General features: G+C 62.1%; 24 protein-coding genes and 2 tRNA genes. 12 read left to right on the top strand and 14 right to left on the bottom strand.

The genetic code is table 11. The annotated features are described in order from the left end of the window. Positions 1-5 precede the first annotated feature (5 nt). Positions 6-884, top strand: coding sequence for an ABC transporter permease (locus ABVQ20_RS11215; RefSeq protein WP_354459559.1), 879 nt, complete (start codon positions 6-8; stop codon positions 882-884). A gap of 14 nt (positions 885-898) precedes the next feature. Here the strand turns inward: ABVQ20_RS11215 and ABVQ20_RS11210 are convergent, their stop codons facing one another. Next, positions 899-2,257, bottom strand: a complete 1,359-nt coding sequence (locus ABVQ20_RS11210; protein ID WP_354459558.1) for a sensor histidine kinase — start codon at positions 2,255-2,257, stop codon at positions 899-901. Beyond that, complete coding sequence (locus ABVQ20_RS11205; protein WP_354459557.1) at positions 2,247-2,915, bottom strand: response regulator; 669 nt, start codon at positions 2,913-2,915, stop codon at positions 2,247-2,249. The genes ABVQ20_RS11210 and ABVQ20_RS11205 overlap by 11 nt, the downstream gene beginning before the upstream one ends. Positions 2,916-3,414: 499 nt before the next feature. Between ABVQ20_RS11205 and ABVQ20_RS11200 the strand changes: the two genes are divergently transcribed. Together ABVQ20_RS11200 and ABVQ20_RS11195 are read left to right on the top strand one after the other, a co-directional pair. Then, a complete protein-coding gene (locus ABVQ20_RS11200) occupies positions 3,415-3,627 on the top strand; it encodes a DUF680 domain-containing protein (RefSeq protein WP_354459556.1) in 213 nt (70 codons plus the stop codon). 50 nt (positions 3,628-3,677) lie between these two features. Then, positions 3,678-3,932, top strand: coding sequence for a DUF680 domain-containing protein (locus ABVQ20_RS11195; protein ID WP_354459555.1), 255 nt, complete (start codon positions 3,678-3,680; stop codon positions 3,930-3,932). An 81-nt stretch (positions 3,933-4,013) separates the two neighbouring features. On the opposite strand, the gene ABVQ20_RS11190 is transcribed toward ABVQ20_RS11195, so the two are convergent. The 3 genes from ABVQ20_RS11190 to purM are packed head-to-tail and all read right to left on the bottom strand — an operon-like array spanning position 4,014 to position 6,321. After that, entirely contained in the window at positions 4,014-4,538 is a 525-nt protein-coding gene (locus tag ABVQ20_RS11190; protein ID WP_354459554.1) for a SixA phosphatase family protein, read from the bottom strand. Positions 4,539-4,552: 14 nt separating this feature from the next. Beyond that, positions 4,553-5,260 carry a phosphoribosylglycinamide formyltransferase gene (gene purN / locus ABVQ20_RS11185; RefSeq protein WP_354459553.1) on the bottom strand — a complete coding sequence of 236 codons (708 nt, stop codon included), beginning with the start codon at positions 5,258-5,260 and terminating at the stop codon, positions 4,553-4,555. Continuing rightward, a complete protein-coding gene (gene purM, locus ABVQ20_RS11180; protein WP_354459552.1) occupies positions 5,257-6,321 on the bottom strand; it encodes a phosphoribosylformylglycinamidine cyclo-ligase in 1,065 nt (354 codons plus the stop codon). The genes purN and purM overlap by 4 nt, the downstream gene beginning before the upstream one ends. Positions 6,322-6,502: 181 nt before the next feature. Here purM and ABVQ20_RS11175 point away from each other — a divergent pair, with 181 nt between their 5' ends. From ABVQ20_RS11175 to hdaA, 3 genes are read left to right on the top strand one after another with little or no spacing between them, the layout of a single operon-like run. Beyond that, positions 6,503-7,063: a CDP-alcohol phosphatidyltransferase family protein gene (locus tag ABVQ20_RS11175; RefSeq protein WP_354459551.1), complete on the top strand. Its 561-nt coding sequence runs from the start codon at positions 6,503-6,505 to the stop codon at positions 7,061-7,063. Beyond that, positions 7,032-8,216, top strand: a complete 1,185-nt coding sequence (locus ABVQ20_RS11170; RefSeq protein ID WP_354459550.1) for an AI-2E family transporter — start codon at positions 7,032-7,034, stop codon at positions 8,214-8,216. Before ABVQ20_RS11175 ends, ABVQ20_RS11170 begins: the two co-directional genes overlap by 32 nt. Positions 8,217-8,221: 5 nt before the next feature. After that, positions 8,222-8,923 (top strand): DnaA regulatory inactivator HdaA, encoded by a 702-nt coding sequence (hdaA, locus tag ABVQ20_RS11165; RefSeq protein WP_354459549.1) that lies wholly within the window; start codon positions 8,222-8,224, stop codon positions 8,921-8,923. 228 nt (positions 8,924-9,151) lie between these two features. On the opposite strand, the gene ABVQ20_RS11160 is transcribed toward hdaA, so the two are convergent. Both ABVQ20_RS11160 and ABVQ20_RS11155 read right to left on the bottom strand, forming a co-directional pair. Continuing rightward, the gene (locus ABVQ20_RS11160; protein WP_354459548.1) at positions 9,152-9,577 is read right to left on the bottom strand and encodes a cupin domain-containing protein; all 426 of its coding nucleotides are present in this window, start codon (positions 9,575-9,577) and stop codon (positions 9,152-9,154) included. A 159-nt stretch (positions 9,578-9,736) separates the two neighbouring features. Then, positions 9,737-9,813, bottom strand: a tRNA-Pro gene (locus ABVQ20_RS11155). 220 nt (positions 9,814-10,033) lie between these two features. On the opposite strand from ABVQ20_RS11155, the gene ABVQ20_RS11150 reads away from it, so the two are divergent. Both ABVQ20_RS11150 and ABVQ20_RS11145 read left to right on the top strand, forming a co-directional pair. After that, a complete protein-coding gene (locus ABVQ20_RS11150) occupies positions 10,034-10,339 on the top strand; it encodes an ETC complex I subunit (protein ID WP_354459547.1) in 306 nt (101 codons plus the stop codon). Positions 10,340-10,397: 58 nt separating this feature from the next. After that, positions 10,398-10,474, top strand: a tRNA-Arg gene (locus ABVQ20_RS11145). Between the two features lie 96 nt (positions 10,475-10,570). Here ABVQ20_RS11145 and ABVQ20_RS11140 read toward each other — a convergent pair. From ABVQ20_RS11140 to ABVQ20_RS11130, 3 genes are read right to left on the bottom strand one after another with little or no spacing between them, the layout of a single operon-like run. After that, on the bottom strand, positions 10,571-11,797 hold the full coding sequence (locus tag ABVQ20_RS11140; RefSeq protein ID WP_354459546.1) for a c-type cytochrome: 1,227 nt from the start codon (positions 11,795-11,797) through the stop codon (positions 10,571-10,573). Then, the gene (locus ABVQ20_RS11135; RefSeq protein ID WP_354459545.1) at positions 11,794-13,560 is read right to left on the bottom strand and encodes a GMC family oxidoreductase; all 1,767 of its coding nucleotides are present in this window, start codon (positions 13,558-13,560) and stop codon (positions 11,794-11,796) included. The genes ABVQ20_RS11140 and ABVQ20_RS11135 overlap by 4 nt, the downstream gene beginning before the upstream one ends. Before the next feature lie 3 nt (positions 13,561-13,563). Beyond that, positions 13,564-14,313 (bottom strand): gluconate 2-dehydrogenase subunit 3 family protein, encoded by a 750-nt coding sequence (locus ABVQ20_RS11130; protein WP_354459544.1) that lies wholly within the window; start codon positions 14,311-14,313, stop codon positions 13,564-13,566. Between the two features lie 483 nt (positions 14,314-14,796). Here ABVQ20_RS11130 and ABVQ20_RS11125 point away from each other — a divergent pair, with 483 nt between their 5' ends. From ABVQ20_RS11125 to ABVQ20_RS11110, 4 genes are all read left to right on the top strand, one after another. Next, entirely contained in the window at positions 14,797-15,930 is a 1,134-nt protein-coding gene (locus ABVQ20_RS11125) for an efflux RND transporter periplasmic adaptor subunit (protein ID WP_354459543.1), read from the top strand. A gap of 9 nt (positions 15,931-15,939) precedes the next feature. Further along, positions 15,940-19,014, top strand: a complete 3,075-nt coding sequence (locus ABVQ20_RS11120; protein WP_354459542.1) for an efflux RND transporter permease subunit — start codon at positions 15,940-15,942, stop codon at positions 19,012-19,014. A gap of 304 nt (positions 19,015-19,318) precedes the next feature. After that, positions 19,319-19,540, top strand: coding sequence for a hypothetical protein (locus ABVQ20_RS11115; RefSeq protein ID WP_354459541.1), 222 nt, complete (start codon positions 19,319-19,321; stop codon positions 19,538-19,540). A gap of 234 nt (positions 19,541-19,774) precedes the next feature. Then, positions 19,775-21,001, top strand: coding sequence for an anion transporter (locus tag ABVQ20_RS11110; RefSeq protein WP_354459540.1), 1,227 nt, complete (start codon positions 19,775-19,777; stop codon positions 20,999-21,001). Positions 21,002-21,104: 103 nt separating this feature from the next. On the opposite strand, the gene ABVQ20_RS11105 is transcribed toward ABVQ20_RS11110, so the two are convergent. The 4 genes from ABVQ20_RS11105 to ABVQ20_RS11090 form a co-directional block, all read right to left on the bottom strand. After that, the gene (locus tag ABVQ20_RS11105; RefSeq protein WP_354459539.1) at positions 21,105-21,413 is read right to left on the bottom strand and encodes a cupredoxin domain-containing protein; all 309 of its coding nucleotides are present in this window, start codon (positions 21,411-21,413) and stop codon (positions 21,105-21,107) included. Between the two features lie 11 nt (positions 21,414-21,424). Continuing rightward, complete coding sequence (locus ABVQ20_RS11100) at positions 21,425-21,949, bottom strand: DUF4142 domain-containing protein (RefSeq protein ID WP_354459538.1); 525 nt, start codon at positions 21,947-21,949, stop codon at positions 21,425-21,427. 108 nt (positions 21,950-22,057) lie between these two features. Further along, a complete protein-coding gene (locus ABVQ20_RS11095; RefSeq protein ID WP_354459537.1) occupies positions 22,058-22,747 on the bottom strand; it encodes an RNA polymerase sigma factor in 690 nt (229 codons plus the stop codon). 93 nt (positions 22,748-22,840) lie between these two features. Next, positions 22,841-23,926, bottom strand: coding sequence for an HPP family protein (locus ABVQ20_RS11090; RefSeq protein ID WP_354459536.1), 1,086 nt, complete (start codon positions 23,924-23,926; stop codon positions 22,841-22,843). Positions 23,927-23,934: the final 8 nt, after the last annotated feature.

Below are 23,934 nucleotides of genomic sequence, written 5' to 3'. Positions count from 1 at the left end.
ATGCCATGACTGATGCCGCCATCGATATCAGCTCCGGAACGTTCAGGCCCGGCACGTCCGACGCGGAAATCGAAGCCGCTGCCGCGAAGGCGGCCCAGCACCGCCGCCGCTCCGTAATGTTCTGGCGCATCGCCATTCTGGTGGCTTTTCTCGGCTTGTGGGAGATTGCCGCGCGGCTGGCCTGGATCGATCCGTTCTTCTACGCAATGCCGAGCGCGATCGCGATGCGGCTGTACGAGTGGACGACCGAAGGGACGTCCGAAGGCCCACTGTGGTACCATCTCTATGTGACGATGGAGGAAGCGGTCATCGGCTTCGTCACGGGCTCCGTCGCCGGCATCATTATCGGCGTCGCGCTTGGTCGTAACCGGATGGCGGCCGATATCTTTTCCATCTACATCAAGGTGATCAATTCCATCCCGCGCGTGGTTCTGGCGCCGATCTTCATCATGATCCTCGGCCTCGGTCTCGCCTCGAAAGTGGCGCTTGCCTTCGTGATGGTTTTCTTCGTCGTGTTCCACAACGCATTCCAGGGCGTTCGGGAGGCCGACAGGGCGATGATCGCCAACGCCCGTATCCTCGGCGCTTCCAACTGGCAGCTGACGCGCTCGGTGATCGTCCCGTCGGCGATGAGCTGGATCTTCGCCAGCCTGCATGTCAGCTTCGGCTTCGCCATCATCGGTGCGATCGTTGGTGAGTTCGTCGGCGCGCGCTACGGCATCGGTCTGCTGATCAACATTGCCAAGGGATCCTTCGACGCGGCCGGCATGTATGCCGCGATCGTCGTTGTCATGGTGGTGGCGCTCGGCGCGGAATATCTGATGACGATGGTCGAGGATCGCCTGGCGAAATGGCGTCCCCAGCCGCTGCACGAGACACAGTAAGCACCGCGAAGGGACTAGCCGCCCGCCAGCGGCAGCCGCACCTCGACAACCAGGCCGCCGGTCGCGCCGTCCCCAAGGGTGACGCGGCCGCCGGCGTTTTCGACAACCTCGCGCACGATGGCCAGCCCAAGCCCGCTGCCGTCCTCGGCCGAACCGGCGATGCGGTAGAAGCGCTCGAAAACGTGGTCTCGTTCGTCCTCGGGGATTCCAGGCCCATTGTCAGCGACCGTAAGCACGGCCTCGCCGTCAACCGAGGCCAGCGTGACGGTGACGCTGCCGCCGGGGGGCGTGTGACGCAACGCGTTGTCGACCAGGTTCACGATCATCTCGCGCAGCATGGTGCCGTCGCCGACCACCGGAACCGGCCCGGCCTCATCAAGGCCAAGATCGATATCGCGGCCGATGGCCACCGGTGCATGGGTTTCCAGCACCTGACGAGCTGCTTCGGTCAGGTCGACACGGTCGGCGCGCGGCCGTCGGCTGCCTGGCTCGGCCCTCGACAGGGTCAGTAGTTGTTCTGCCAGACGCGCCAGGCGGCCGGAGCTCGCCTGCAGCGCCACCAGCGCTTCATGGCGGGCATCGGGACCAGTTTCTCGCAGTGCGTAGCTCGCCTGCGTCGACATCAACGCCAGCGGCGTGCGCAACTGGTGCGCGGCGTTGGCAATGAAGCGGCGCTGCGACGCCATCTGCGCGCGCACGCGTGCCATATAGGCGTTGAGTGCGTCGATCAGCGGCCGGATTTCACTCTGAGCGCCCGGCACTTCCACCGGATCGAGGTCGCTGCGGTCTGGCGAACGCACCGCATCGCGCAGTCTGATCAGCGGCCCCAGGCCCCGGTGGAGACCAAGCAGCACGAACAGGCCTGCAATCGCCACCAGCGCCAGCTGCTGTGTGAAGGCGCCAAGCCAGAGCCGCCGCACCATCGCATCATGCCCGGCAAGCGTAACGCCGACGGTGACTGTTATTGGCGAGTCTTCGCCGGCGCCGACCACCGCCTGGCTGAAGTTCAGCAGCCGCAGCCGATGGTCGCGATAGGTTGCTTCTGTGCTGGGCGGCGTCATTGCCTCCGGCAGGTTGGGATAGCCGGTCAGCAGCCGCCCTTGTGCGGTCTTGACATGGTAGTAGACGCTGTCGTGATCGCCGGTATCGAACATCTCGATCGCCGCCGGCGGTATCGTGGCATCCAGCACACCATCGGTCATGGTGACCTGCTCCGCAATCGCCCGTGCCGAGCCCAGCAGCATGCGGTCGGTGACGAGATCGGCAGTGGCCAGCGCATTGCCATGGCTGGTCCATAGATTGATGGCGGCAAGCCCGGCCAGCGGCAGCACCACCCAGGCCAGAAGCTGCAGGCGGAGACTGCTAATCCTCATGGCGCAACAGATAGCCCAGGCCACGCAGCGTCACGATATGAACCCGCGAGCCTTCGAGTTTCTTGCGCACGCGGTGCACATAGATCTCGATGGCGCTGGGATCGGCATCGGTCTCGAAATCGTAGATCGCCGCCGACAGTGCCGCCTTGCTCACCGTGCGCCCGGCCTTCACCATCAGTTGCTCCAGCACGGCATGTTCGCGTGGCGTCAATGCCAGCGTTTCGCCAGCCAATGAAAACAGCCGCGTGTTGGTGTCGAAGACGAGATCGCCGCAGGCAACGACGGGTGCGCTCCGGTCGTTGGCGCGTCGCAACTGCGCGCGGATGCGCGCCTCGAGTTCCTCGATCTGGAACGGCTTGGCCAGATAATCGTCGGCGCCCTCGTTGAGGCCCTTGACCCGACCGTCGAGGCTGGCATTGGCGGTCAGCACGATCACGGGAACCCGGTTGCCGCGCGCCCGCAATGTCCGCAGCACTTCGAGGCCGCTCATGCGCGGCAAGGCGAGATCCAGGATCACCAGCGCATGGTCGCCGGCGGCCAGCGCATGCTCGACATCCTCGCCGTCATGGACGACGTCGACGACGTAGTTTGCCTGCCGCAAGGTCTTGCCCAGCCAATCCGCCAGTTCACGATTGTCCTCGACCAGCAGCAGCCGCATTTTCTATCCCTGTTTCGGGGTGCTGCCCATTGTGGGCCTTTGCTCTTTCGAAGGACGCCGGCACGCGAGGCCCGGCCTGTTCCGGAAATCAACGCACCCGATAACCGATAATATTGATCAGGCCCCGACGCAAATGCCCGGCTCTCACCGCCGCGGAAAGGCGTTCCCGGGCTCGCAACGTCCATTTATGTTTAATAATCGAACCGAACGGTTCGTTTCTGTTGACGGACCGTGCAGCGTGGGGTGAACGACGGCCAAGAAAACACGGGGATGCTTGGGTGACTGGTAAGAGTTAAGCTGTTGAAATAAATAGAAAAATATTGGGCCTTGGGAGCCCCTGGCGACATTTCAAGAACCGGATTCAGGTGGCGCCGGAACATCTTCGTGATTGGAACCAACAGCCCGGCTAACCCATTTCTGGGTGGTCCGAGCGACGCGAATTCCTCCCAAGGCACACGCCACTTGACGGACAGAACTACGGAATACTGGAGTAACGACAATGACCAAGATCGCACTTACCGCCGCCGCCATGCTCGTCGCCACGGGCGCCGCTTTTGCCGGCAGTGACAATTTCCAATCCAACAACGTCAATCAGCCTGCCGTGACGCAGTCGATAGACAATTCTACCACCGGCTCGATCCAGAATCACGGCGCGGCCGTCCAGAAGCCGGTCACGCAAGGCAGCGACAGGGACCTTTTCGGTAACCACTGATCGCGCCGCGCTCAACCCTTCAACCAAATCTCGAATCAGGAGTACTTAAAATGACCAAGATCGCACTCACCGCCGCCGCTATCCTCCTTGCCACGGGCACTGCTTTTGCAGGTAGCGACAATTATGGCTCGGATAATGTGAGCCAGCCCGCTGTCACCCAGTCGACGATCAGGCATTCCGCCAATTTCGACAATGCCAATATCGACAACTCGTTTACCGGCTCCATCCTGAAGCCGAACCAGGCGCAGGGCGACGCCAATGCCAATGTGCCGGCTCAGTCGGGCCAGGGCATCTGGGGTCATTGATTTTCAAACGTCGTTGACCACAAAGAGCGGCGGGCATGGCCCGCCGTTCTTGTTTTTGCTGGGACGCATGCGCCCAGGCCTCTAGCCAAGATCCTTTGGCCTGAGACAGTGCGTCAGTTCGGCCGATCCCGGCGCGAGCGTTGCCCAGTCGCCTTTGACCACGAAACGGGCAATGGCTGCAGTCGGGAATTTCTCTGCCAGTGTTTGAAGTGCCGAAGCCTTCGAGCCTGGACCCGAAAGCAGGCGCGCGAATTCTTCCAGTCCGGGATTGTGGCCGACCACGAGCATGGTGGCCGTCGCGTTATCCACCTGCCGCACCAGGTCGAGGATATCCCCGGCCGAAGCGTCATACAGCGCACGGAAAAACTCGGTCGGCACCTTCGCTGGAAATTGCGCCGCCACCAGCCTCCAGGTGTCGCGCGTGCGCAGAGCCGGCGACACCAACGCCATGTCCGGCAGCCAGCCACGCCTGGCAAGCTCGCGTCCAATCAGTGGAGCCGTCTTCAGCCCACGCGCCGAAAGCGGCCGGTCGAAATCGGTCAGGTCGGGATCATCCCAGCTCGACTTGGCATGGCGAAGGAGCAGCAATTGCCTCGTTGTCGCCATCCCGGTCTCCCTGCTCAGGGCGTGATCCGCGCCAGATGTTCCAGATCGGCTTCCTCGCGCACCGGATCGGGCGCCATGACTACCGACGTGCCGTTATCGGCATCATCGACGAAATGAGCAAACACGGTGTGGCCGCCTTCCATCCGCGCTTTGCCTTCCGCGACCAGTCCGAGTGCCAGCGGATAGAGCCGATGCTCGGCCTTGAGCACGCGCGCGGCCAGCGTGTCCTCATTATCGCCGATCATGACCGGCACGGCCGCCTGGGCGATGATCGGGCCGTCATCCATGTCCGGCGTGACGAAGTGCACCGTGCAGCCATGAATGCGCATGCCCGCGCGCAGCGCCCGGGCGTGGGTGTCCAGTCCCTTGAATGCGGGCAGCAGGGCAGGGTGGATATTGACCATCCGTCCCTTCCATTTCTCGACGAAGCGACCACCGAGGATGCGCATGTAACCGGCCAGCGCCACAAGCTCGGCACCGAAGGTGACAAGCGCCGCTTCGATCGCTGCGTCATGCGCGTCCTTGCTGGCATGGTCGGCCCGGGTGATCACTTTGGTGGCGATGCCGCGCGCCGCCGCGATGCCGAGGCCTGCCGCGTTCGCCCGATCGGAAATGACGCCGACGATCTCCGCCGGATAGGCGGGATCGCCGGCGGCGGCGATCAGCGCGGTCATGTTGGAGCCGCGTCCCGAGATCAGTACGACGGTGCGTTTCTTGCTCATAGGCCGATCGAGCCCCGATAGATGACGCCGGCGTCGCGGCGCGGCACGATGCGGCCGATCGGCGTCACCGTCTCACCGGCCTCCTGCAGCACGGCGGCGACCTGCGCTGCCTGGCCCGAGGCGACCGCGAGGATCATGCCGACGCCGCAGTTGAAGGTGCGCATCATCTCTTCGGGCGCCACGCCGCCGGTCTTCGCCAGCCAGGAGAATACGGGCGGGACGTCGATGGCGTCGAGATCGAGCTCGGCCGAAAACTCCTTCGGCAGCACGCGCGGGATGTTTTCGGGAAAGCCGCCGCCGGTGATATGGGCCAGCGCCTTGATGCCGTGCGTGCCGCGGATCGCCTTGAGCAGCGACTTCACATAGATGCGCGTCGGCTCAAGCAGCGCCTCGGCCAGCGTCTGCCCGTCGGCGAAGGGCGCCGGGTCGTCCCAGCCAAGGCCGCTGGTGGCAACGATGCGGCGGACCAGCGAAAATCCGTTCGAATGCAGGCCCGAGGAGGCGAGGCCGAGCAGCACGTCGCCCTCGACGATGTCGTCGGTCGGCAGCAACTGGCCGCGCTCGGCGGCTCCCACCGCAAAGCCGGCGAGGTCATAGTCCTTGCCGTGATACATGCCAGGCATTTCCGCCGTCTCGCCGCCGATCAACGCGCAACCGGCCTGCCGGCAGCCCTGGGCGATGCCGCCGACGATCGATGCCCCCTGGTCGGGATCGAGCTTGCCAGTGGCGAAATAGTCGAGGAAGAAGAGCGGCTCGGCGCCCTGCACGACGATGTCGTTGACGCACATGGCAACGAGATCGATGCCGATCGTGTCGTGCTTGCCGGCCTCGATGGCGATCTTCAGCTTGGTGCCGACGCCGTCATTGGCCGCGACCAGGACCGGATCGGTGAAACCGGCGGCCTTGAGGTCGAACAGGCCGCCAAAACCGCCGATCTCGCCATCGGCGCCGGGCCGGCGTGTCGAGCGCACCAGCGGCTTGATCTTCTCGACCATCAGATTGCCGGCATCGATGTCGACGCCCGCTTCGGCGTAGGTGAGCCCGTTCTTGCGCTTGCTCATCACTCTTTCCCTGCTTTGCGGGGCTCTTCGCATGAACGCTCGCGCCTCGCAAGGATAACGGCGAAATGGCCGGCATTTGCCCCCGATAAAAGCGTGGACAGCCTGGCTTTCGCCGCTGGTCCTTGCAGCCATGCATGGTCTCCATCATGTATCAGCAAAACAAAAGCGACGGGATATCCATTTGACCATCCCCAACATGATCACGATCATGCGCCTAGTGCTGGTGCCGGCCGTGGTCCTGGCGATGCTGGACATGCGCTGGGATTGGGCCTTCGCTGGTTTCCTCATCGCCGGCATTTCGGACGGCGTCGATGGTTTCATCGCCCGCCGTTTCAACCAACATTCGCGCCTCGGCGCCTATCTGGACCCGATGGCCGACAAACTGCTGCTGGTCTCGGTGTTCGTGGTCATGGGCTTCATCGGCGAACTGCCGCTGTGGCTGGTCGTCACCATGGTCTCGCGCGATGCACTGATCGTCTGTGCCGTGCTCTTGTCGACCGTCATGAACCATCCGGTCGAGATGAAACCGCTGTTCGTATCGAAGGCGAACACGGCCATACAGATCATTCTGGCCGCGGTGGTGCTAGGCGAACTGGCCCTGACCGTTCAGCTCGACCCGTTGAGGCCGGTGCTCATATTGCTGTCCGGGGTCTTGACCGTGGCTTCGGCCGCGGCCTATCTCGTGGCTTGGCTGAGGCATATGAGCGGCTATGGCGAAGGTAGTACACCAGGCGCGGGTTGACGAGGCTGCCGGCGATACCGCCGGGGCAGCGCCGTCCTCCGGCATTCATCGGCAGGTCTTCTTCTGGCTGGCTGGAGCGTTCCTGCTTGCGCTTTTCCTCTATGTTTTCAGTGCCATCCTGCTGCCCTTCGTGGCCGGGATGGTGCTCGCCTATTTCCTCGATCCGGTTGCCGACAGGCTGGAGCGGCTCGGGCTTTCCCGCCTGATGGCGACGGTCGTCATCCTCATTACTTTTCTCGTCGTCCTGGTGCTGGCCTTCGTGGTCCTTATCCCGGTCCTGGCCACCCAGATGGCCGAATTCGCCAGCAAGCTGCCGGAATATCTGACGCGCCTGCAGACTCTGCTCACCTCCTTCGACCCGAAATGGCTGGAGGACAAATTCGGCGTCAACGCCAATGGCTTGCGTGACGGACTGAGTTCGTTGTTGACCTCGGGTTTCGGCCTCCTTTCGACGGTGTTCACATCCATCTGGAGCTCCGGCGTGGCGCTGGTCTCGGTGGTCAGCCTGTTCGTGGTGACGCCGGTGGTCGCCTTCTACATGCTGCTCGATTGGGACCGCATGGTCGCTGTGGTCGACAGCTGGGTGCCACGCGACAATGTCGAGACGGTGCGGGCAATCGCCGCCGACATCAACTCGGCGACGGCTGGTTTTGTGCGCGGCCAAGGCACGCTCTGCCTCGTGCTGGGCGCCATGTATGCCACCGGCCTGACCCTGACCGGCCTGAACTTCGGCATCCTCATCGGCCTGTTCGCCGGGCTGATCTCGTTCATTCCCTATGTCGGATCGCTGACGGGGCTGGTGCTTGCCGTCGGCGTCGCCTTCGTCCAGTTCTGGCCTGACTGGACCATGGTGGTTGCCGTTGCCTGCGTGTTTTTTGTCGGCCAGTTCATCGAGGGCAACATCCTGCAGCCGAGGCTGGTGGGCAAGAGCGTCGGCCTGCATCCGGTGTGGCTGATGTTTTCGCTGTTCGCCTTTGGCGCCTTGTTCGGCTTCGTCGGCCTGCTGATCGCCGTGCCGGCGTCGGCCGCGATGGCCGTGCTTGTGCGCTTCGCCATAGCGCGCTATCTCGAATCGCCCCTCTACAAAGGCCGAGGGACCGAGCCCCCCCCGCCATTGCGGACACGCCGCGGCAAGGGCGCGCAACCGCGCTGAGCCCGATGGCAGATCAAACAGAACAACCGCGCCAGCTGCCTCTCGATCTCGGGCACGGCACCGGCTATTCGCGCGACGAACTCGTCGTCTCCGCCACGAACGAGCAGGCGGCGGCGCTGGTCGACCGCTGGCCGGACTGGCCATCGGCGGTCGTTGTCCTGGCGGGTCCTCCCGGCTCAGGCAAGACGCATCTGGCATCGATCTGGCAGGCCCGCGCCGGTGCCTTGAGGGTTGACGCAAGGCGCATCGGCGACTGCATCGCGAATCTCGGCGCGCGCCCGGCCTTGATCGATGATGTCGATGCAGGTCCCGTCGACGAGCACGGGCTGTTCCACCTGATCAATGCCGTGCGCGGCGCAGGCTCGCATCTGCTGCTGACGGCACGGCGCTTTCCCTCCGCCTGGGGCGTCAGATTGCCCGATCTCGCCTCGCGGCTGAAGGCCGCGGCGACCGTCGAGATCCACGAGCCCGATGACCTGTTGCTTGCCGGCGTCATCACAAAGCTGTTCGCCGACCGCCAGGTCCAGGTCGAGCCGCATGTCGTCCAGTATCTGGTGCGGCGCATCGAGCGCTCACTGGCGACCGCGATGCGCGTCGTCGAGCGGCTGGATCGTACCGCACTCGAGCGCAAGACGCCGATCACGCGTGCGCTGGCTTCTGAAACCATCAGCGCCATGGACGAAGGGCAGGGCGAGTTCGACATGTAGTGTGTCGCAAGAGCTCTTGGATGCTGTTCCATTTTGGGAAAACAACGCTGGCATTTATCTTGCAGCAACAGCTTGCCGGCTTAACCCCCGGTCCTGATTGCGTTCCAAATCAGGTGTAGGCTCGCCGGGATTGGGGCGGTTGGGGTTCTCTCCCGGCGAGCTGTTGTCAAATCCGATGCATCCTACACCGATGCGTCTTCGGATGGTTGGTAGTCAATCCAACCGCGTTCAGAGGCGGCGATAGCCGATGAGTTGGGCATCGTCGACGTCGGGCAAATTGACCACGATGTTTTCCGGGGTACGGCACGCAAGCCACCACAGCTCTTCCGTGGTGCTCATATTGGCCTCGAGATGCGGCAGGAACGGCGGCACGAACATGAAGTCGCCCGCCGAGAGCTCGACAAATTCCTGGTAGTCCTTGCCGAAATAGACACGGGCGCTGCCCGACAGCAGATAGGCCCCGGTTTCGGCCTCGCCATGGTGGTGCGGCAATGAACGGAAGCCCGGCGCGTTGCTGGCCTTGCCAAACCACAGCTTCGCCGCCGAGGTATGTTGCGGCCCAACGCCAGTCACCAGCGCCATGCCGCCGGATTGGCTCGTCTTGTTGCTCTCCTGGCCTTTTCTGGTGATCACCGGCCGGTCATTGGCTGCCATTTTTAAAAACCCTGCCGTCGGCAATGTGCCATCTTGGCCATCTACGTTTCGAGACTGGCACCAAAAACGGATCGACAGCAAGGGGTGGGATAAGGCGCATGCCAATTCGGAGGCGGACCAGGCGCCTCGGCAACGATTGTCTGTAGGGGAAGGAAAGAATGGTCGGAGTGGAGAGATTCGAACTCCCGACCCTCTGGTCCCAAACCAGATGCGCTACCAGCCTGCGCTACACTCCGAACGGTTTGTTGCCTATTCATTTCGGCGTTGCATGGCAAGTGTAAAAAGCATCGGCCTTGCCGCGAGCTGCATTGCGCAGTAAGGACGGGCATGGACGGGGCCTGGAAAACCGGAATCGGATTTCAGGGTCTGTGTCGATCGAAAAATGCCGGAGCATCCATGGGGCGGCCCGGTGATTCTGTGGCGGCGGTGCCGTCAGCACGTAGCAATGAGGTGGCCATGTCCGCGCGCATTTTCAGCCCAGCCAAGACCGCGATGCAGTCCGGCAAGGCCAAGACCGGCCATTGGATGCTCGAATTCGATCCCGAGATGCGCAAGAAGATCGATCCGTTGATGGGCTACACGACCTCCGGCGACATGAGAAGCCAGATCCGGCTCTCTTTCGACACCAGGGAAGAAGCGGTGGCTTATGCCGAAAAGGAAGGTCTCGCCTTCCGCGTCGAGGAGCCGAAGGAAACCAAGCGCCGCCAGATTTCCTATGCGGAGAATTTCCGCTATGACCGCAGGACGCCCTGGACGCACTGATCGGAAAATCCGATCCGCGCCAGGACAAAAGAATCGGCCGGCCCTTGGGTCGGCTAGCGGTCCCGTAGCTCAGATGGATAGAGCACCGGCCTTCTAAGCCGATGGTCACAGGTTCGAATCCTGTCGGGATCGCCAACTCTCAAAATTCTCGATCATTGCGACCCACAGCTCATCAGTAGTGGGTGTCGGTCTCTCGATACGTTGCTCACCCCGGCCGAGTTTCGAGCGCGATCATTGCTGCAGCTGTTTTCGCAAGGTCGCGACATCGGTCGGGCTTACCCGTGGCGCGGAATTGCCCCAGCTGTTGCGCACATAGGTGAGGACATTCGCGACGTCCTCGTCGCTCAGGTTCCAGGCGTAGGACGGCATTGCCGGGGCGGTCGGCACGGCGTTGGTGGCGCCTGCGACGCCGCCGGCAAGCACGACCCGGATCAATGTCGTCGCATCATCATTGTTGACGAGCGGCGCGCTCGCGAGTTTTGGAAATAGATTTGGTACCCCTTCACCGGAGCCGATGTGGCAGGCGGCACAGCGATCGGCGTAAATGGCCTTGCCAGCCGCCATGCCCTTGTCGTCGGCGGCGATAGGGGCTGGCGCGCTTGTGCCGCCCCCGCCAACAGAAAGCAGATATGTCGCAACAGCTTTGAGATCGGGGTCCGTCCAATATTGCGATGACTTCTCGACCATTTCAGCCATTGGTCCCGACGCGATATCGAAACGGTTTGCCCCCGTTTTCAGATACTGCACGATGTCGTCGGACGACCATGAGCCGATACCCTTGTGGGCGTCGGCGGTGATGTCGGGTGCATACCAGTTGTCCAATGTCCCGCCTTGCAGAAACTGGCCGTTCTTGTCGCCACCTGTCAGGCTCTTGGGCGTATGGCAGCTGCCACAGTGGCCAAGGCCCTGAACGATATAGGCACCACGGTTCCACTCCACCGATTTCGCGGGATCCGGCTGGAACTCGCCCTTGGTGAAATTGAGAAAATTCCAGCCGACAAGGCTCAAACGAATGTTGAAAGGGAAGGGGAGCTGATTGGGCACGACAGGATTGTTGACGGGCTCGATCGTCCGCAGATAGGCCCAAAGCGCGGCGTTGTCTTCCTTCGTAACCTTTGTATAGGCGGTGAAAGGCATGGCGCCATAGAGGTGGTATCCGCCTCGACTGATGCCCTGCGACATCGCGCCCTGGAAATCGTCCAGCGTCCATCTGCCGATGCCCGTATCCGGATCAGGCGTGATGTTGGCGCCGACAAGATCGCCGAAAGGGGTTTTCAGGACGACGCCGCCCGCGAGCGGCTTGCCTGTCGCCGTCGTGTGGCATGCCGCGCAATCGCCGAGGACCGCAAGATACCGGCCGCGTTCGACCTGCTCGAAGGAAGCGTCGCCGGATTGCGCATGAGCTAGCGAAACCACAAGGCCGGCCACACCCGCAAGCAGTGCAACAAGCGTCTTCATGCCTGCACCAATGCGCCTGGCGATTTCAGATATAGGGTACGGATGGCGTTCGCGGCCTTGAATGAAAGGGCGCCAACGGTGCCTGTCGGGTTGTAGCCGGGATTTTGCGGGAAGGCCGACGCGCCGACGACGAAGACATTGGGGACGTCCCAGCTTTGCAGATATTTGTTGACTGAACTTGTTTTCGGATCCGCTCCCATGACGAAGCCTCCGACCACATGGGACGATTGATAGGGAACTGTGTTCCAGTGACCCTTGCTGGGGCTCTTGACGATCTGGCGCGGGCCCATGGCCTTAGCGATTTCACCGACCTTGTCGGTGCAATACTGCGCCATCTTCAGATCGTTTTCCGGAAAGTCGAACGTCAATCGCAACAGCGGCCGCCCGAGGTGATCATTGTATGTCGGATCCAGCGAAAGATAGTTGTTGCGCGTGGTGTAGCTGGAGGCCTCGCAGCCGATGGACATGTTGCTCAGATAGTTCTTGACCGTCTGCCGCTTCCATTCGGATCCCCAGCTTGGCGTGCCGGGTGGAACCGGGCGGTTGTTGATTGGTGCCGCGCCGATCGGCGTGACGCGTATGCTGCCGCCGCCGAAGAAGCCGAGGCCTGAATGGTCGAAATTGTCGTTGTTGAACTCATCGATGCCCATGCCGACCGCGCCGCCGCCGATGAACGGATTGAAGTTCTTGTCGTCGAAGAAAAGCTGGACGCCATTGGCGGTCTGGTAGGCATAGTTGCGGCCCGTCGTGCCGGTATTGGTCCGCGGGTCGTAGGGCGTGCCGATGCCCGACAGAAGCATGAGGCGCACATTCTCGAAGGTGAATGCCGTGACCACGACAAGCTCGGCGGGCTGCTCCCACTCCTGACCTGACGTGTCGACGAAAACGACGCCGGTCGCGCGTTTGCCGCTGGCGTCCCTGGTTATCCGCAGCACTTCGGAATTCGTGCGCGCGGTGAAGTTGGACTTGCGCACAAGCACGGGCAGAATTGTCGTGATCGCGCTGGCTTTTGAATAATTGGCACAGCCATAGTTGGTGCAGAAACCGCAGAAGGTGCAGGGGCCCATCGTGACGCCCAGCGAATTGGTATAGGGCTCCGAGACCAGCGCCGAAGGCACTGGAAATGGCTTGTAGCCCATATTGCGGGCGGTTTCGGCAAACAGCGTCGGTCCATAGGGTTGCCGCAAAGGCCTGGTGGGATACTCGTTCGAGCGCGGGCCTTCGAACGGATTTCCGCCTTGTTGGATTTCTCCTTTGAGATTGCCCGCTTTCCCGGAGAGCCCGGTGATCTTGTCGAAGGCGTCGTAAAAAGGCTCCATCTCCGTCCAGTCGGTGCCCCAGTCCTGCAGCACGAGTTCCTGCGGGATCGCGGCGGCGCCATATCTCTCCGTCAGGTGACTGCGCAGCCGAAATTCCGATGGCTGGAACCGGAAAGTGATGCCGGCCCAATGGTTGCCGGCGCCGCCTGTTCCGTTGCCCGGGTGGAAGGACCCCCAGCTGCGCATCGGCAGCGCGGTTTGAGAGGGATTGTTGCGCGCGGTGATGGTGTTCTGCGCGGTGCGCAGCATCAGTTCCTGCCGCTGAACGTAGCGCAACTCGTCGGGAGCGGACGCCAGGTTGAAATCCGCCGCGGTGTCGCGCCACGGCCCTCTTTCGAGGGCAACGACGTCCAGCCCTTCATCGGTCAGTTCGTTGGCGATGATGGAGCCGGCCCAGCCAAGGCCAATGACAACCACGTCTGTCGCGGGAAGTTTCGTTGCCATCGATCAGCCCTTTGCTTTCCATTCGGGCCGGCCTGCAATGCTCAGGGGCGGCAGGTCGATCTTCTGGTTATGCATTTCCACATAGTCGCGATAATCATAACGGGCTCCGGGGAAGCCGAGCATTTTCCATGACACCATGTCCTTGTTGCCGCCGTAGATCGGGTCGGCAAAAAAACCTTCCATCGTGTTGGTAAGAATGGTGGTGAAAAACAGTTTGGCATCGATGCTCTTGAGCGCGATGTCGCCGTTCTGGAGCCCGGTCAGGACTTTGTCGCGCTGGTCGGCGGAAAGGCTGGCGAAGGACTGTTTGAACGTGTCCTGACAGTACGATTCCAGTCCGGCCAGACCGACGCGGTATCGCTGCTGGGGGACAAGCGACGACTGATCGCCCTGCTCGGGGGCTCCAGCCTGGAAAGGTCCTTGCATATAGAGGCGTTCGAAGGTGCCGAAGGAGCCTGCCAACTGCCGGTCGATGAATTCCGCGCATCCGGCATCCTTGCCGCTGACGCTGAGTTCATCCGCTGGGATCAATCGCTCGACGATTGCCTCCACCGCCGCGGCTTCCTGGGGCGTGAAAAAATACCATCCGCCGGGTTCGAGCGTTTGCGGCGGGCTGTAGTCGAAGGGCGCCCAGGGTGCCGCGCCCTTGATGATGACGGCTCCAGCTTTGCCCGCCGTTGCCAAAAGGATGACCGCGGTGGTCGATAGCAGAAACTGTCTGCGGCTTGTTCCTGGCTGCTCTTGTTTGTTCATGGAACGAAACTCGGTGGCTCGGAGAAGAAAGCGAGGTCTTGCTTAGGTCGGCTTGGGCAATGGTGGCAACGCCCGGTATGATGGTTCACGCAGTTGTGCGGACTCTGTCTTCGGCTGCGATATCTATTCCCTGGGGCTGACCGCGCCCATGGCCGTGTCAAAGTTCGCGCCTCGCGAATGCCGAGAGGCTGGCGTCATCAAAGCCGCTGGTGGCTTCGAAGGCTACATCTCCAGGTTGGGAAAGCTAACAACCTGTTAGCCGGACGTTACCGTTTGAATTGCTCACGGCTGCGTCACGGGATTTTGATTGGCAAGCATGCCGGATCGGCTCACAGCTAATACTGCGGGCCGATACAATCGGCCGCCCCGCTTGACGCAGAGGATGAGAACGAGCCGCCACAAGTCAAAATCCCCTTTTCCCGGCGCACGCCAGACCTTGATGCCATTCTCCAGCAGACGTTGCGAGGAGCGGAGTTCACAGCAATGAAGTTACGCATGGCGATCATGCTGATCGTGATTGGCGCGATCCTGGCGGGAATCTTCGGATTCCAGGCTTTCAAGAACCACATGATCGCCGCCTATATCGCCAATCTGAAAGCCCCGCCTCAAACCGTTTCGACGATCGATGCGCCGATGAGTCCCTGGCAGACCGTGTCGCGTGCGGTAGGCAGTTTCACGGCCGTCCAGGGCACCAATTTGTCGGCCCAGGTGCCGGGCATCGTGCAGAAAATTGGCTTCGAGGACGGGCAGGATGTGAAGAAGGGCGCACTCCTGATCCAACTCCTGGCCGACCAGCAGATCGCCACCCTGCAGCAGTTCCAGGCGACCGTGACCAATGCGCAGGTCACCTATGACCGCGACGTATCGCTTCTCAAGACACGCACCGTTGCACAGTCCCAGGTCGATAGCGACCAGGCTGCCCTGAAGGGAGCGCAAGCTCAGGTGCTGGCACAGCAGGCCCTGATCGACCAGTATACGATCAGGGCGCCATTCGATGGCAGGCTGGGAATCAGGCTGGTCACGCTCGGCCAGTATCTGGCGGCCGGCACCAGCGTGGTCACCCTGCAGTCGCTCGACCCGATCCAACTGGACTTCACCATGCCGCAGCAGGCCTTGTCCCAGTTGAAAGTCGGACAGGCGGTGACAGCAACGGTTGATACCTACGGCACCCAGGCCTTCGATGGAAAGATCACGGCGATAAGTCCGCTGGTCGACAGCCAGAGCCGCAGCCTGACCATTCGGGCGAGCTTTCCCAATCCTGACGACAAGCTGCTGCCCGGAATGTTCGGCAACGTATCGATCGCAGTGGGAACGCCCCAGAACTACATAACCCTGCCGCAGACGGCGGTGACCATCAATCCCTATGGCAATGTCGTGTTCGTCGTCACCGACAAGGGCAACGGTCCCGACGGCAAGCCGCAACGTGTCGCGAACCAGACTTTCGTTACGACTGGGGAGACCCGCGGCGATCAGATCGCGGTGTTGAAAGGGTTGAGCGAAGGTCAGACGGTCGTCACGTCCGGTCAGTTGAAGCTCAACAACGGCACTCCGGTCATCGTCAACAATACGGTGCAGCCGTCGAGTGATCCGAATGCATCGCCGGCGAATCCGAACTGAGGCGCGGCCATGAACGTCACGGACATCTTCATCCGCCGGCCCGTTCTTGCCCTGGTGGTCAGTGCGCTCATCGTTGTCATCGGGTACCAGGCGTTCCGCTCGCTCACGGTGCGGCAATATCCACGGACGCAAAATGCGGTCGTCACCGTGTCCACGATCTATGCTGGCGCTGCGCCGGACGTGATCGCGGGCTTCATCACGACGCCGCTGGAGAATGCCATAGCCCAGGCCAACGGCATCGACTACATGACCTCGTCGAGCACCAGCGGTCAGTCGACGATCACGGTCAATCTTCGTCTCAACTACAGTGCCGACGCGGCGATGACCGAGATCAATGCCAAGGTCTCTTCAGTAATCAATCAACTCCCCTCCGGTACGCAGCAGCCGGCCATGTCGGTCTCGGTCGGGCAGACCACCGACGCCATGTATCTGGGCTTTCGCAGCGATGTGCTCGCGGCCAACCAGATCACCGACTACGTGACGCGGGTGATCGTGCCCAGGCTGCAGGCGGTCAACGGCGTGCAGACGGCGGAAGTCCTGGGCGGCAAGACCTTCTCGCTCCGGGCCTGGCTGAAGCCGGACAGGCTGGCGGCCTACGGATTGACGGCGGCGGATGTCTGGACGGCGCTCGCAAGCAACAACTACATCTCGGGCATCGGCACGACCAGGGGCCAGATGACGCAGACGGTGTTGACCGCGCAGACAACACTGAATTCCGCCGAGCAGTTCAGCCAGCTGGTGGTCAAGCAGGTCAACGGCGCCATTGTCCGGCTTAAGGATGTCGCGACCGTGTCGCTGGGCTCGCAAAACCCGGACGTTCAGGTCGCCTTCGACGGACAGACGGGTGTCTTCGTCGGCATCCAGGTCGCACCGACGGCCAATCTGCTCGACGTCGTCTCCGGCATCCGTACGATCTTTCCCGATATCCAGGCGCAGTTGCCGCACGGGCTTGAAGGCTACATCGTCTACGACACCAGCATTTTCGTGACCAGGTCGATCGCGGAGGTGGTCAAGAGCTTGGTCGAAGCATTGGTCATCGTCATTTTCGTGGTCTTCGCGTTTCTTGGGTCGCCTCGTTCTGTCGCCATTCCCATCGTCGCCATTCCACTTTCGCTGGTTGGCACCTTCGCGATGATGCTGATCTTCGGCTTCTCCATAAATCTTCTCACCTTGCTGGCGCTGGTGCTCGCCATCGGCCTTGTCGTCGACGACGCGATCATCGTCGTGGAAAACGTCAATCGACACATCGAGGAGGGCGCGCAGCCGATGCAGGCCGCCCTTGACGCAGCGCATGAACTGGTCTGGCCGATCCTGGCGATGACTGTCGTCCTGGTGGCCGTCTATGTGCCGATCGGCTTCCAGGGCGGCCTGACCGGCGCCCTGTTCAGCGAATTCGCCTTTACCCTGGTCGGCGCAGTCACCGTGTCGATGATCATCGCGCTGACGCTGACGCCGATGATGTGCTCGCGCATCCTCAAGCCGCATCTGACTGATCGATCCGGCTGGGAGGAACGCATATCGGACTTCATCGATCGTCGTTTTTCCGAGATCCATCGGCCGTACAAATATCTGCTTCACGGCAGCCTCAACACGATACCCGTCACCCTTGTCTTCGCGACGATCGTCCTTGGCAGCATCTATTTCCTCTACACGAGCGCCAAGAGCGAACTCGCTCCCACCGAGGATCAGGGCGCCATTCCGGCGCAGGTGACGAACGCGCCCAATGCCACGTTGCAACAAAAACTGCTCAACTCGGATCAGGTAACCAAGATATTCCGCAGCTTTCCGGAGACCGACAAGGCGCTGCAGATCGAGGCACCCGGCGTCTCGTTCGATATCATGGTGCTGAAACCCTGGGATGAACGAACCCGGACGGCCGCCGTGCTTCAGCCGCTGGTCCAGAATGCCCTCAGCACGATCGCGGGCGGCCAGACGGTTGCCTTCCAGTTCCCCTCGCTCCCCGGAGCGAGCGGCTTGCCGGTTCAGTTCGCCATAGGCACCACGAATGGCTTCAACCTGTTGAACGACGTGTCCGCCACCTTCATGCAGGAGGCGCAGAAGTCGGGCATGTTCATATTCCTGACCAAGGATCTCTACGTCGACAACCCGCAATACTCGATCAAGATCGATCGTAACAAGGCAGCGGCGCTTGGCCTGCCGATGAGCAGCGTCGGCACGGCGCTGGCCACGATGCTGGGGGGTGGCTACGTCAACTATTTCAGCATCGCCAACCGTTCCTATCAGGTCATACCGCAGGTCGAGCAGCGGTCGCGCCAGAACATCGACCAGATCATGAACTATCCGATCGCAACCGTGAACGGCGCCCAGATTCCATTGTCGGCGATCGCGACCGCGAGCCTTGATGCGACGCCGCGCTCGGTCGCGCATTTCCAGCAACTGAACTCGGCCACGATTTCCGGTGTCCCCGCGCCGGGCGTCGCGGTGAGCGATGCACTGAATTCGCTGAGGTCCATCGCGGCCCGCACGCTGCCCCAGGGCTTTTCGGTGGACTATGGCGGCCAGTCGCGTCAGTTCGTGCAGGAATCAAGCGGCATGGCGGCCACCTTCGCGCTTGCCCTGATCATCGTTTTCCTGGCGCTTTCCGCCCAGTTCAACAGTTTTCGCGACCCGCTGATCATCCTGGTTTCGGTTCCGATGTCGATTGCCGGCGCGCTGGCTTTCATCAGCCTGGGCATCGGCGGCGCGACCATGAACATCTACACGCAGGTCGGGCTGGTGACGCTGATGGGGCTGATCAGCAAGCATGGCATTCTCATCGTCGAGGTCGCCAACACTTTGCAGGCCGCCGGCAAGTCCAAGCGCGAGGCGATAGAGGGCGCGTGCAGCATCCGGCTGCGACCCATCCTGATGACCACGGGGGCGATGGTGCTCGGGGTCGCTCCCTTGATCCTGGCGTCAGGCGCGGGAGCCGCGTCGCGCTACAATATGGGGTTGGTGATCGCCACGGGCCTTGCCATCGGCACGCTGTTCACTCTGTTCGTCGTACCGGCGGTTTACATGGTGCTTGCCGAGAACCATCGCAAAGTGGAAGCGGAAGCATCGGAACCGGTGCATGCGCATTGAGCCGGCTAATGATCATAGCGGGATTGCTTGTCTGGGGCGCATGGGCGCAGTGCCGCAAGCCCGCCGATTTGTCGGTCTGGTGTGCGACGGGCGCTCTCGCTTTTTGCCATCTCGGCCGTCAATGGCGGCGGATCTTTCGTTGGGCGATCGCGGGCTCGACAGTATTATTTCGTGAACTCGACGCTGGAACCTTCGTGCGCACGATCCGTTCCAAGGCGTTGCATTCGCAAATCCTCATGTTCGGGCAACGAGCGAGGTGGGCGGGAAAGCAAACAAGCCTGGGTTGGGGGAGGAGCATCGTGCCATGTCGAACCGTGAAATTGCAACGTCCAACACATTAGGGCTGCGCATTGCCGATCTGAGAGCCAGAATGCGGAGTGCTGATATCACCGAGCATGAAATGAGAACCTTTCACAAGGTCGCCGCCATCATGGGAGGAAGTGAGGGCGCGTTGCGCCTCGATGCCGACGACCTGATTGCGGCATCCTTCGTTGTCGAGGCGCTGGGCGACCCCGCGTTGAATTGACAACCGATGGCTGCCTTGGCCACAGGGCTTCCGGTTTTCGAGGAACAATGAAGATGGTCCACCGCCGCTCAGTGGCCGTCGTCGTTTCTTAGCGCGGATATCAGAGCGAGGTCGGCGCGAGTGACCTTGCCACCGGCCCACCGATTTATCGGTCGAATCTGCGATCGGCGCTTTCTCTTTGCGGGAGCATCGCTAAAAGCTGCGTGGGGAAGGTTGCGGCGGGGTTTTCAGCGAATGACATTCATCGGCGCGGCGGCATTGGTGATCCTGGTCCTGACCTATGCCGGTGTTGCCATAGGCCGCGTTCCGGGCTTGCGCCTCGACAGGGCAGGGATCGCGCTGCTCGGCGGGGCGGCGATGATCGCCATCGGCGCGCTGAGCATGGAAGACGCCTACCGCGCCATCAATTTCGACACCATCACGCTGCTGCTCGGCATGATGATCGTGGTGGCGCACCTGAAGGTCTCCGGCGCCTTTCGCGGCCTCGGCGGCTACGCGATAGAGCACGCGCATGCGCCATTCATGCTCTTGGTGATGGTGACGCTGCTGACAGGCGTGCTGTCGGCATTCCTGGTCAATGACGCCATCTGCCTGGTCATGGCGCCGATCGTCGTCCACGTCACTCGTGTCATCAAGCGCAATCCTATTCCTTACCTCATCGCCACCGCCACAGCCTCCAACTGCGGCAGCGTCGCCACCATCACCGGCAATCCGCAAAACATGGTCATCGGCGCGCTGTCAGGAATTTCCTATCCGGCCTTCACGGCGGCATTGGCTCCAGTCGCCCTGTTTGGCCTCGTCGCCGTCATCATCATCATTCGACTGGTCTTCCGCGCTGAATTCGAACGGAGGGTCGAGCTCTCTCCGGAAGTCTATCGCGGCCGCATGCACACCGGTCAGGTCATCAAGGCGGTGGTCGTCTGCATCGGTCTGGCCATCGCTTTCTTTGCCGGCGTGCCCGTCGCCAAGGCAGCGCTTATCGGTGGCGCCATCCTGCTGCTCACGCGCGCCATCAAGCCGGCGCGCATCTACCGCGAGATCGACGGGCCACTGCTGTTCATGTTCGCCGGGCTGTTCGTGGTTGTTGCCGGCGCCGAAAAGACGCTGCTCACCCCCGACATGATTGCCTCGGCAAAAAACCTCGGTCTGGACGATGTCTGGCGGCTATCCGGCTTCACCGCGGTTCTGTCCAACATCATGAGCAACGTTCCGGCCGTGCTCGCGCTGCGGCCGTTCATACCCGGCTTGGAAGATCCGCAGCGCGCCTGGCTGGTCGTGGCGATGAGCTCGACGCTGGCCGGCAATTTCACGCTGCTTGGCTCGGTCGCCAACCTGATCGTCGCCGAACAGGCGCGTGCCGCCGGCACGCCGCTGTCGTTCGGCGCTTTCTTCAAGGTCGGTCTGCCCCTGACGCTGGTCACGCTCGCGGCCGGCACCGCCTGGCTGGCATTCGGTTTCTGACCGGCTCTCTTTCGGTTGGCGCGGTCGTCTGGGCTTCGCGCTGGACTGGTCGACGTCAAAGCAGGGTTCCCGCTCCGGCGCCGACCGGTTTCTGGTGCTGTGCTCAGGGCGTAACGGTCAAATGACCCTTCATATTGGGATGGAAGCGGCAGGAATAGTCGACCGATTCCACCTTCTTCAGGGTCAGGCTCGCCGACTTTTTCGGCGGGATCATCACGTCCCAGTCACCGTTGACGGTGGCGGTATGGGCAAAAACGTCCTTGTTGACCCATACGATCGTGTCGCCGACCTTGGCCTCGACGGTCGCCGGCGAAAAGACCAGCTTGTCGATCGTGACCTGGACGGTTTCAGCCTGCGCTGGCAGGGCACCCATAGCCAGCGCCAATGCAATCCACGGATGCCGTTTCGACATTGGGACCGTCCCTACTTCAGCATGCCGGCAACATGCTCGGCGTGTTGCTCATGGCCCTGGAATATCTTCAGGCCGGTTTCCAGCAGGCTCTTGAGTTCGGCATTGCTGGCCGACGGGATCAGCAACGTTTCAAGCGCGCCGTTCACCTGCTTGTGGTAGGCGACCTCGTTGTCGACATAGGCCTTGTCGAAGGCCTTGCCGTTGAGTTTGGCGAGCTTGGCCCGTTCCTCGGCCGCCGCCTTGGTCAGCGCTTTGCTGGTGTCGTTGTCCTCGGGCGTGACCTTGAGTTTCTTGACCAGGTCGAGCGCCTGCTTGTTGACCGCCTCGTGGTCGCGAACCATGTCCTTGGCGAAATCGAGAACCTCCTTGTTCTTCGATTTCTTGAGGGCCTGCTTGGCTGCCTCGACGTCAAGGACGCCGGCCGTGTAGGCGATATGGGCGATCTGCGGGTCGGTGGGCTTGTCGGCGGCTTGTGCCAGGGGGGCGACGCCAAGCAGGAAAAGCGCGGCCAATGCCGCAGTCGAGCGAATAAGCATGAGAACCTCCTTGGCCCGAATGCCAGAACGGCATCGGGATCGTTTGCAGTTGACGGTCATTGGATGCTGGGTTGCAGGAAAAGTTCCCCGCAAAAATCAACGCGCCGATCAGTTGGGAAAGCCGAGCCGCGTCATCACTGCCGAGGTCAGTCTTTCGCAGCGGCGTCCGGCGAAGGGGAATGCATCCAGAAGAACCGGACCGATCTGGTCATCCAGCGCCTTGCGCACCAGGACGCGGGCGCGGTGCAGCCGCGTCTTGACGGTTTCAGGCCGTACGCCCAGCAATTCGGCGGTGTCTTCGATGCTCAGGCCTTCGATGACTCTCGCGACGAACACCGTCCGGTAGACATCGGGGAGATTGTCAGTGGCTCGTTCGACAAGCAGCAGGATCTGCCGTTGCGCCATTGTCCGCTCCGGATCGTCGCTGGTGTTGAAGGGAAACGGGATGATCTCGGCTTGGTGGAGCTGTGCGTCCTGCACGGCTCGCGCCGCCGTTCGCCGCCGCTTGCGCAGGCGGCCGAGCGCCTCGTTGATGACGATGCGGGACAACCATGTGCTGAGCGAGGACGCGCCGCGAAAGGCCTCAAGATGGGCAAAGGCCCGGACATAGGCTTCCTGGACGATATCCTCGGCCTCGCTGTCGTTTCGCACGACACCACGCGCGATGCGATAGAGCCTCTGGTTGTAGGTCTTCATGATCGTGCGGAATGCATCGCCCTCGCGCGCCAGGGCGCGGCGGACAAGTTGCATGTCGGCCGAACTGGCGGCGTCGGGCGGTGCCGCATGGACTACAGGCATGGCCAATCTCCTCATCGGGACATTGGATGACTTTCCCAGGAAAAGGTTCCCGATCGCCTTTGCCGAGTGTCATTCAGCAGGCGGCGGCGCTTATCATACTGCTTCCGCTGATGGCCTGTCCGTATTTTGCAGCCGCGCCGTTGCCGCCAGGAGGTCGGTCTGGGTGATCAGGCCAAGCACATGTCTCTCGTCATCAACGATCATCACCGCATGGCTGCGGCCGTCGGTGAGCACAGGCAACAGTTCCATGGCGGCCGAGCTGGCTGCGGCGGTTGCCGCTGGCGATATCAAGGGTCCGACTGTGCCGGCGGCCATCGCAAGTTCACGCAGCCCGACGGTTCCGACCAGCTTTGCTTCGGCATTGATAACGGGCAGTGTGCGGATGTTGTGGTCGAGCAGCAACTGGCGCGCCGCGTCGGCGGATGTGTGCTCGTCGACCGAAATCACATCGCGCGACATGATGTCCTCGCACAGCAAGGTCTTGTGGGCGCGCACCATCGCCTGCAATTCGACCTGCCGCAGAAGCCGATCGAGATCGTTGCGGTCGATGTCGAAGGTTTCGTCGAGCGCGCCCAGTGCCGCGTCGATGTCCTCGGACCGGAAGCCGACGCGCAATTGCGCCGGTGGATCGATCGTGCCGTGGCTGCTTGTCGGAACAGGGCCGGGCACATGCGGATATTTGCGCCGCGTGAGTTTATGGAAACCGTAGCCGAGTGCGACCAGCAAAATGGAGTTCACTGCCACCGGCACGAACGGGAACAGGAAGCCCGCGCTGATGACGGCTGGTCCGCCGAACACCGCGGTCAAGGCGGCTGCTCCACCCGGCGGGTGCAGGCAGCGCGCGAACGACATGGCGGCGATTGCCAGCGCCACGGCAATGCCGGTGGCAAGGACGGGCTCGTGCACGAAATGCACGACGATCACGCCGACCAGAGCCGATATTGTGTTGCCCCCGATGATCGACCAGGGTTGCGCCAAGGGGCTTGCCGGCACCGCGAACAACAGCACGGCGGATGCCCCCATCGGCGCCACAAGCAATGGTATATGCGGACCGCCGCCAAGCGTCAGGCCGCTGATCCCCCCCGTCAGCGCAATGCCGATCATGGCGCCGATGCAAGCGACAATGCGCTCGCGCAGGGTGGCGCCGGCAAGAATGGGGACAAAAAGGCGAAAGGCCATGACGGGTT

The organism is Mesorhizobium shangrilense, assembly GCF_040537815.1.
Classification (GTDB): Bacteria; Pseudomonadota; Alphaproteobacteria; order Rhizobiales; family Rhizobiaceae; genus Mesorhizobium; species Mesorhizobium shangrilense.
The sequence above is the reverse complement of the archived record's forward strand: the minus strand, read 5'-3'. Positions and strand labels throughout refer to the sequence as shown.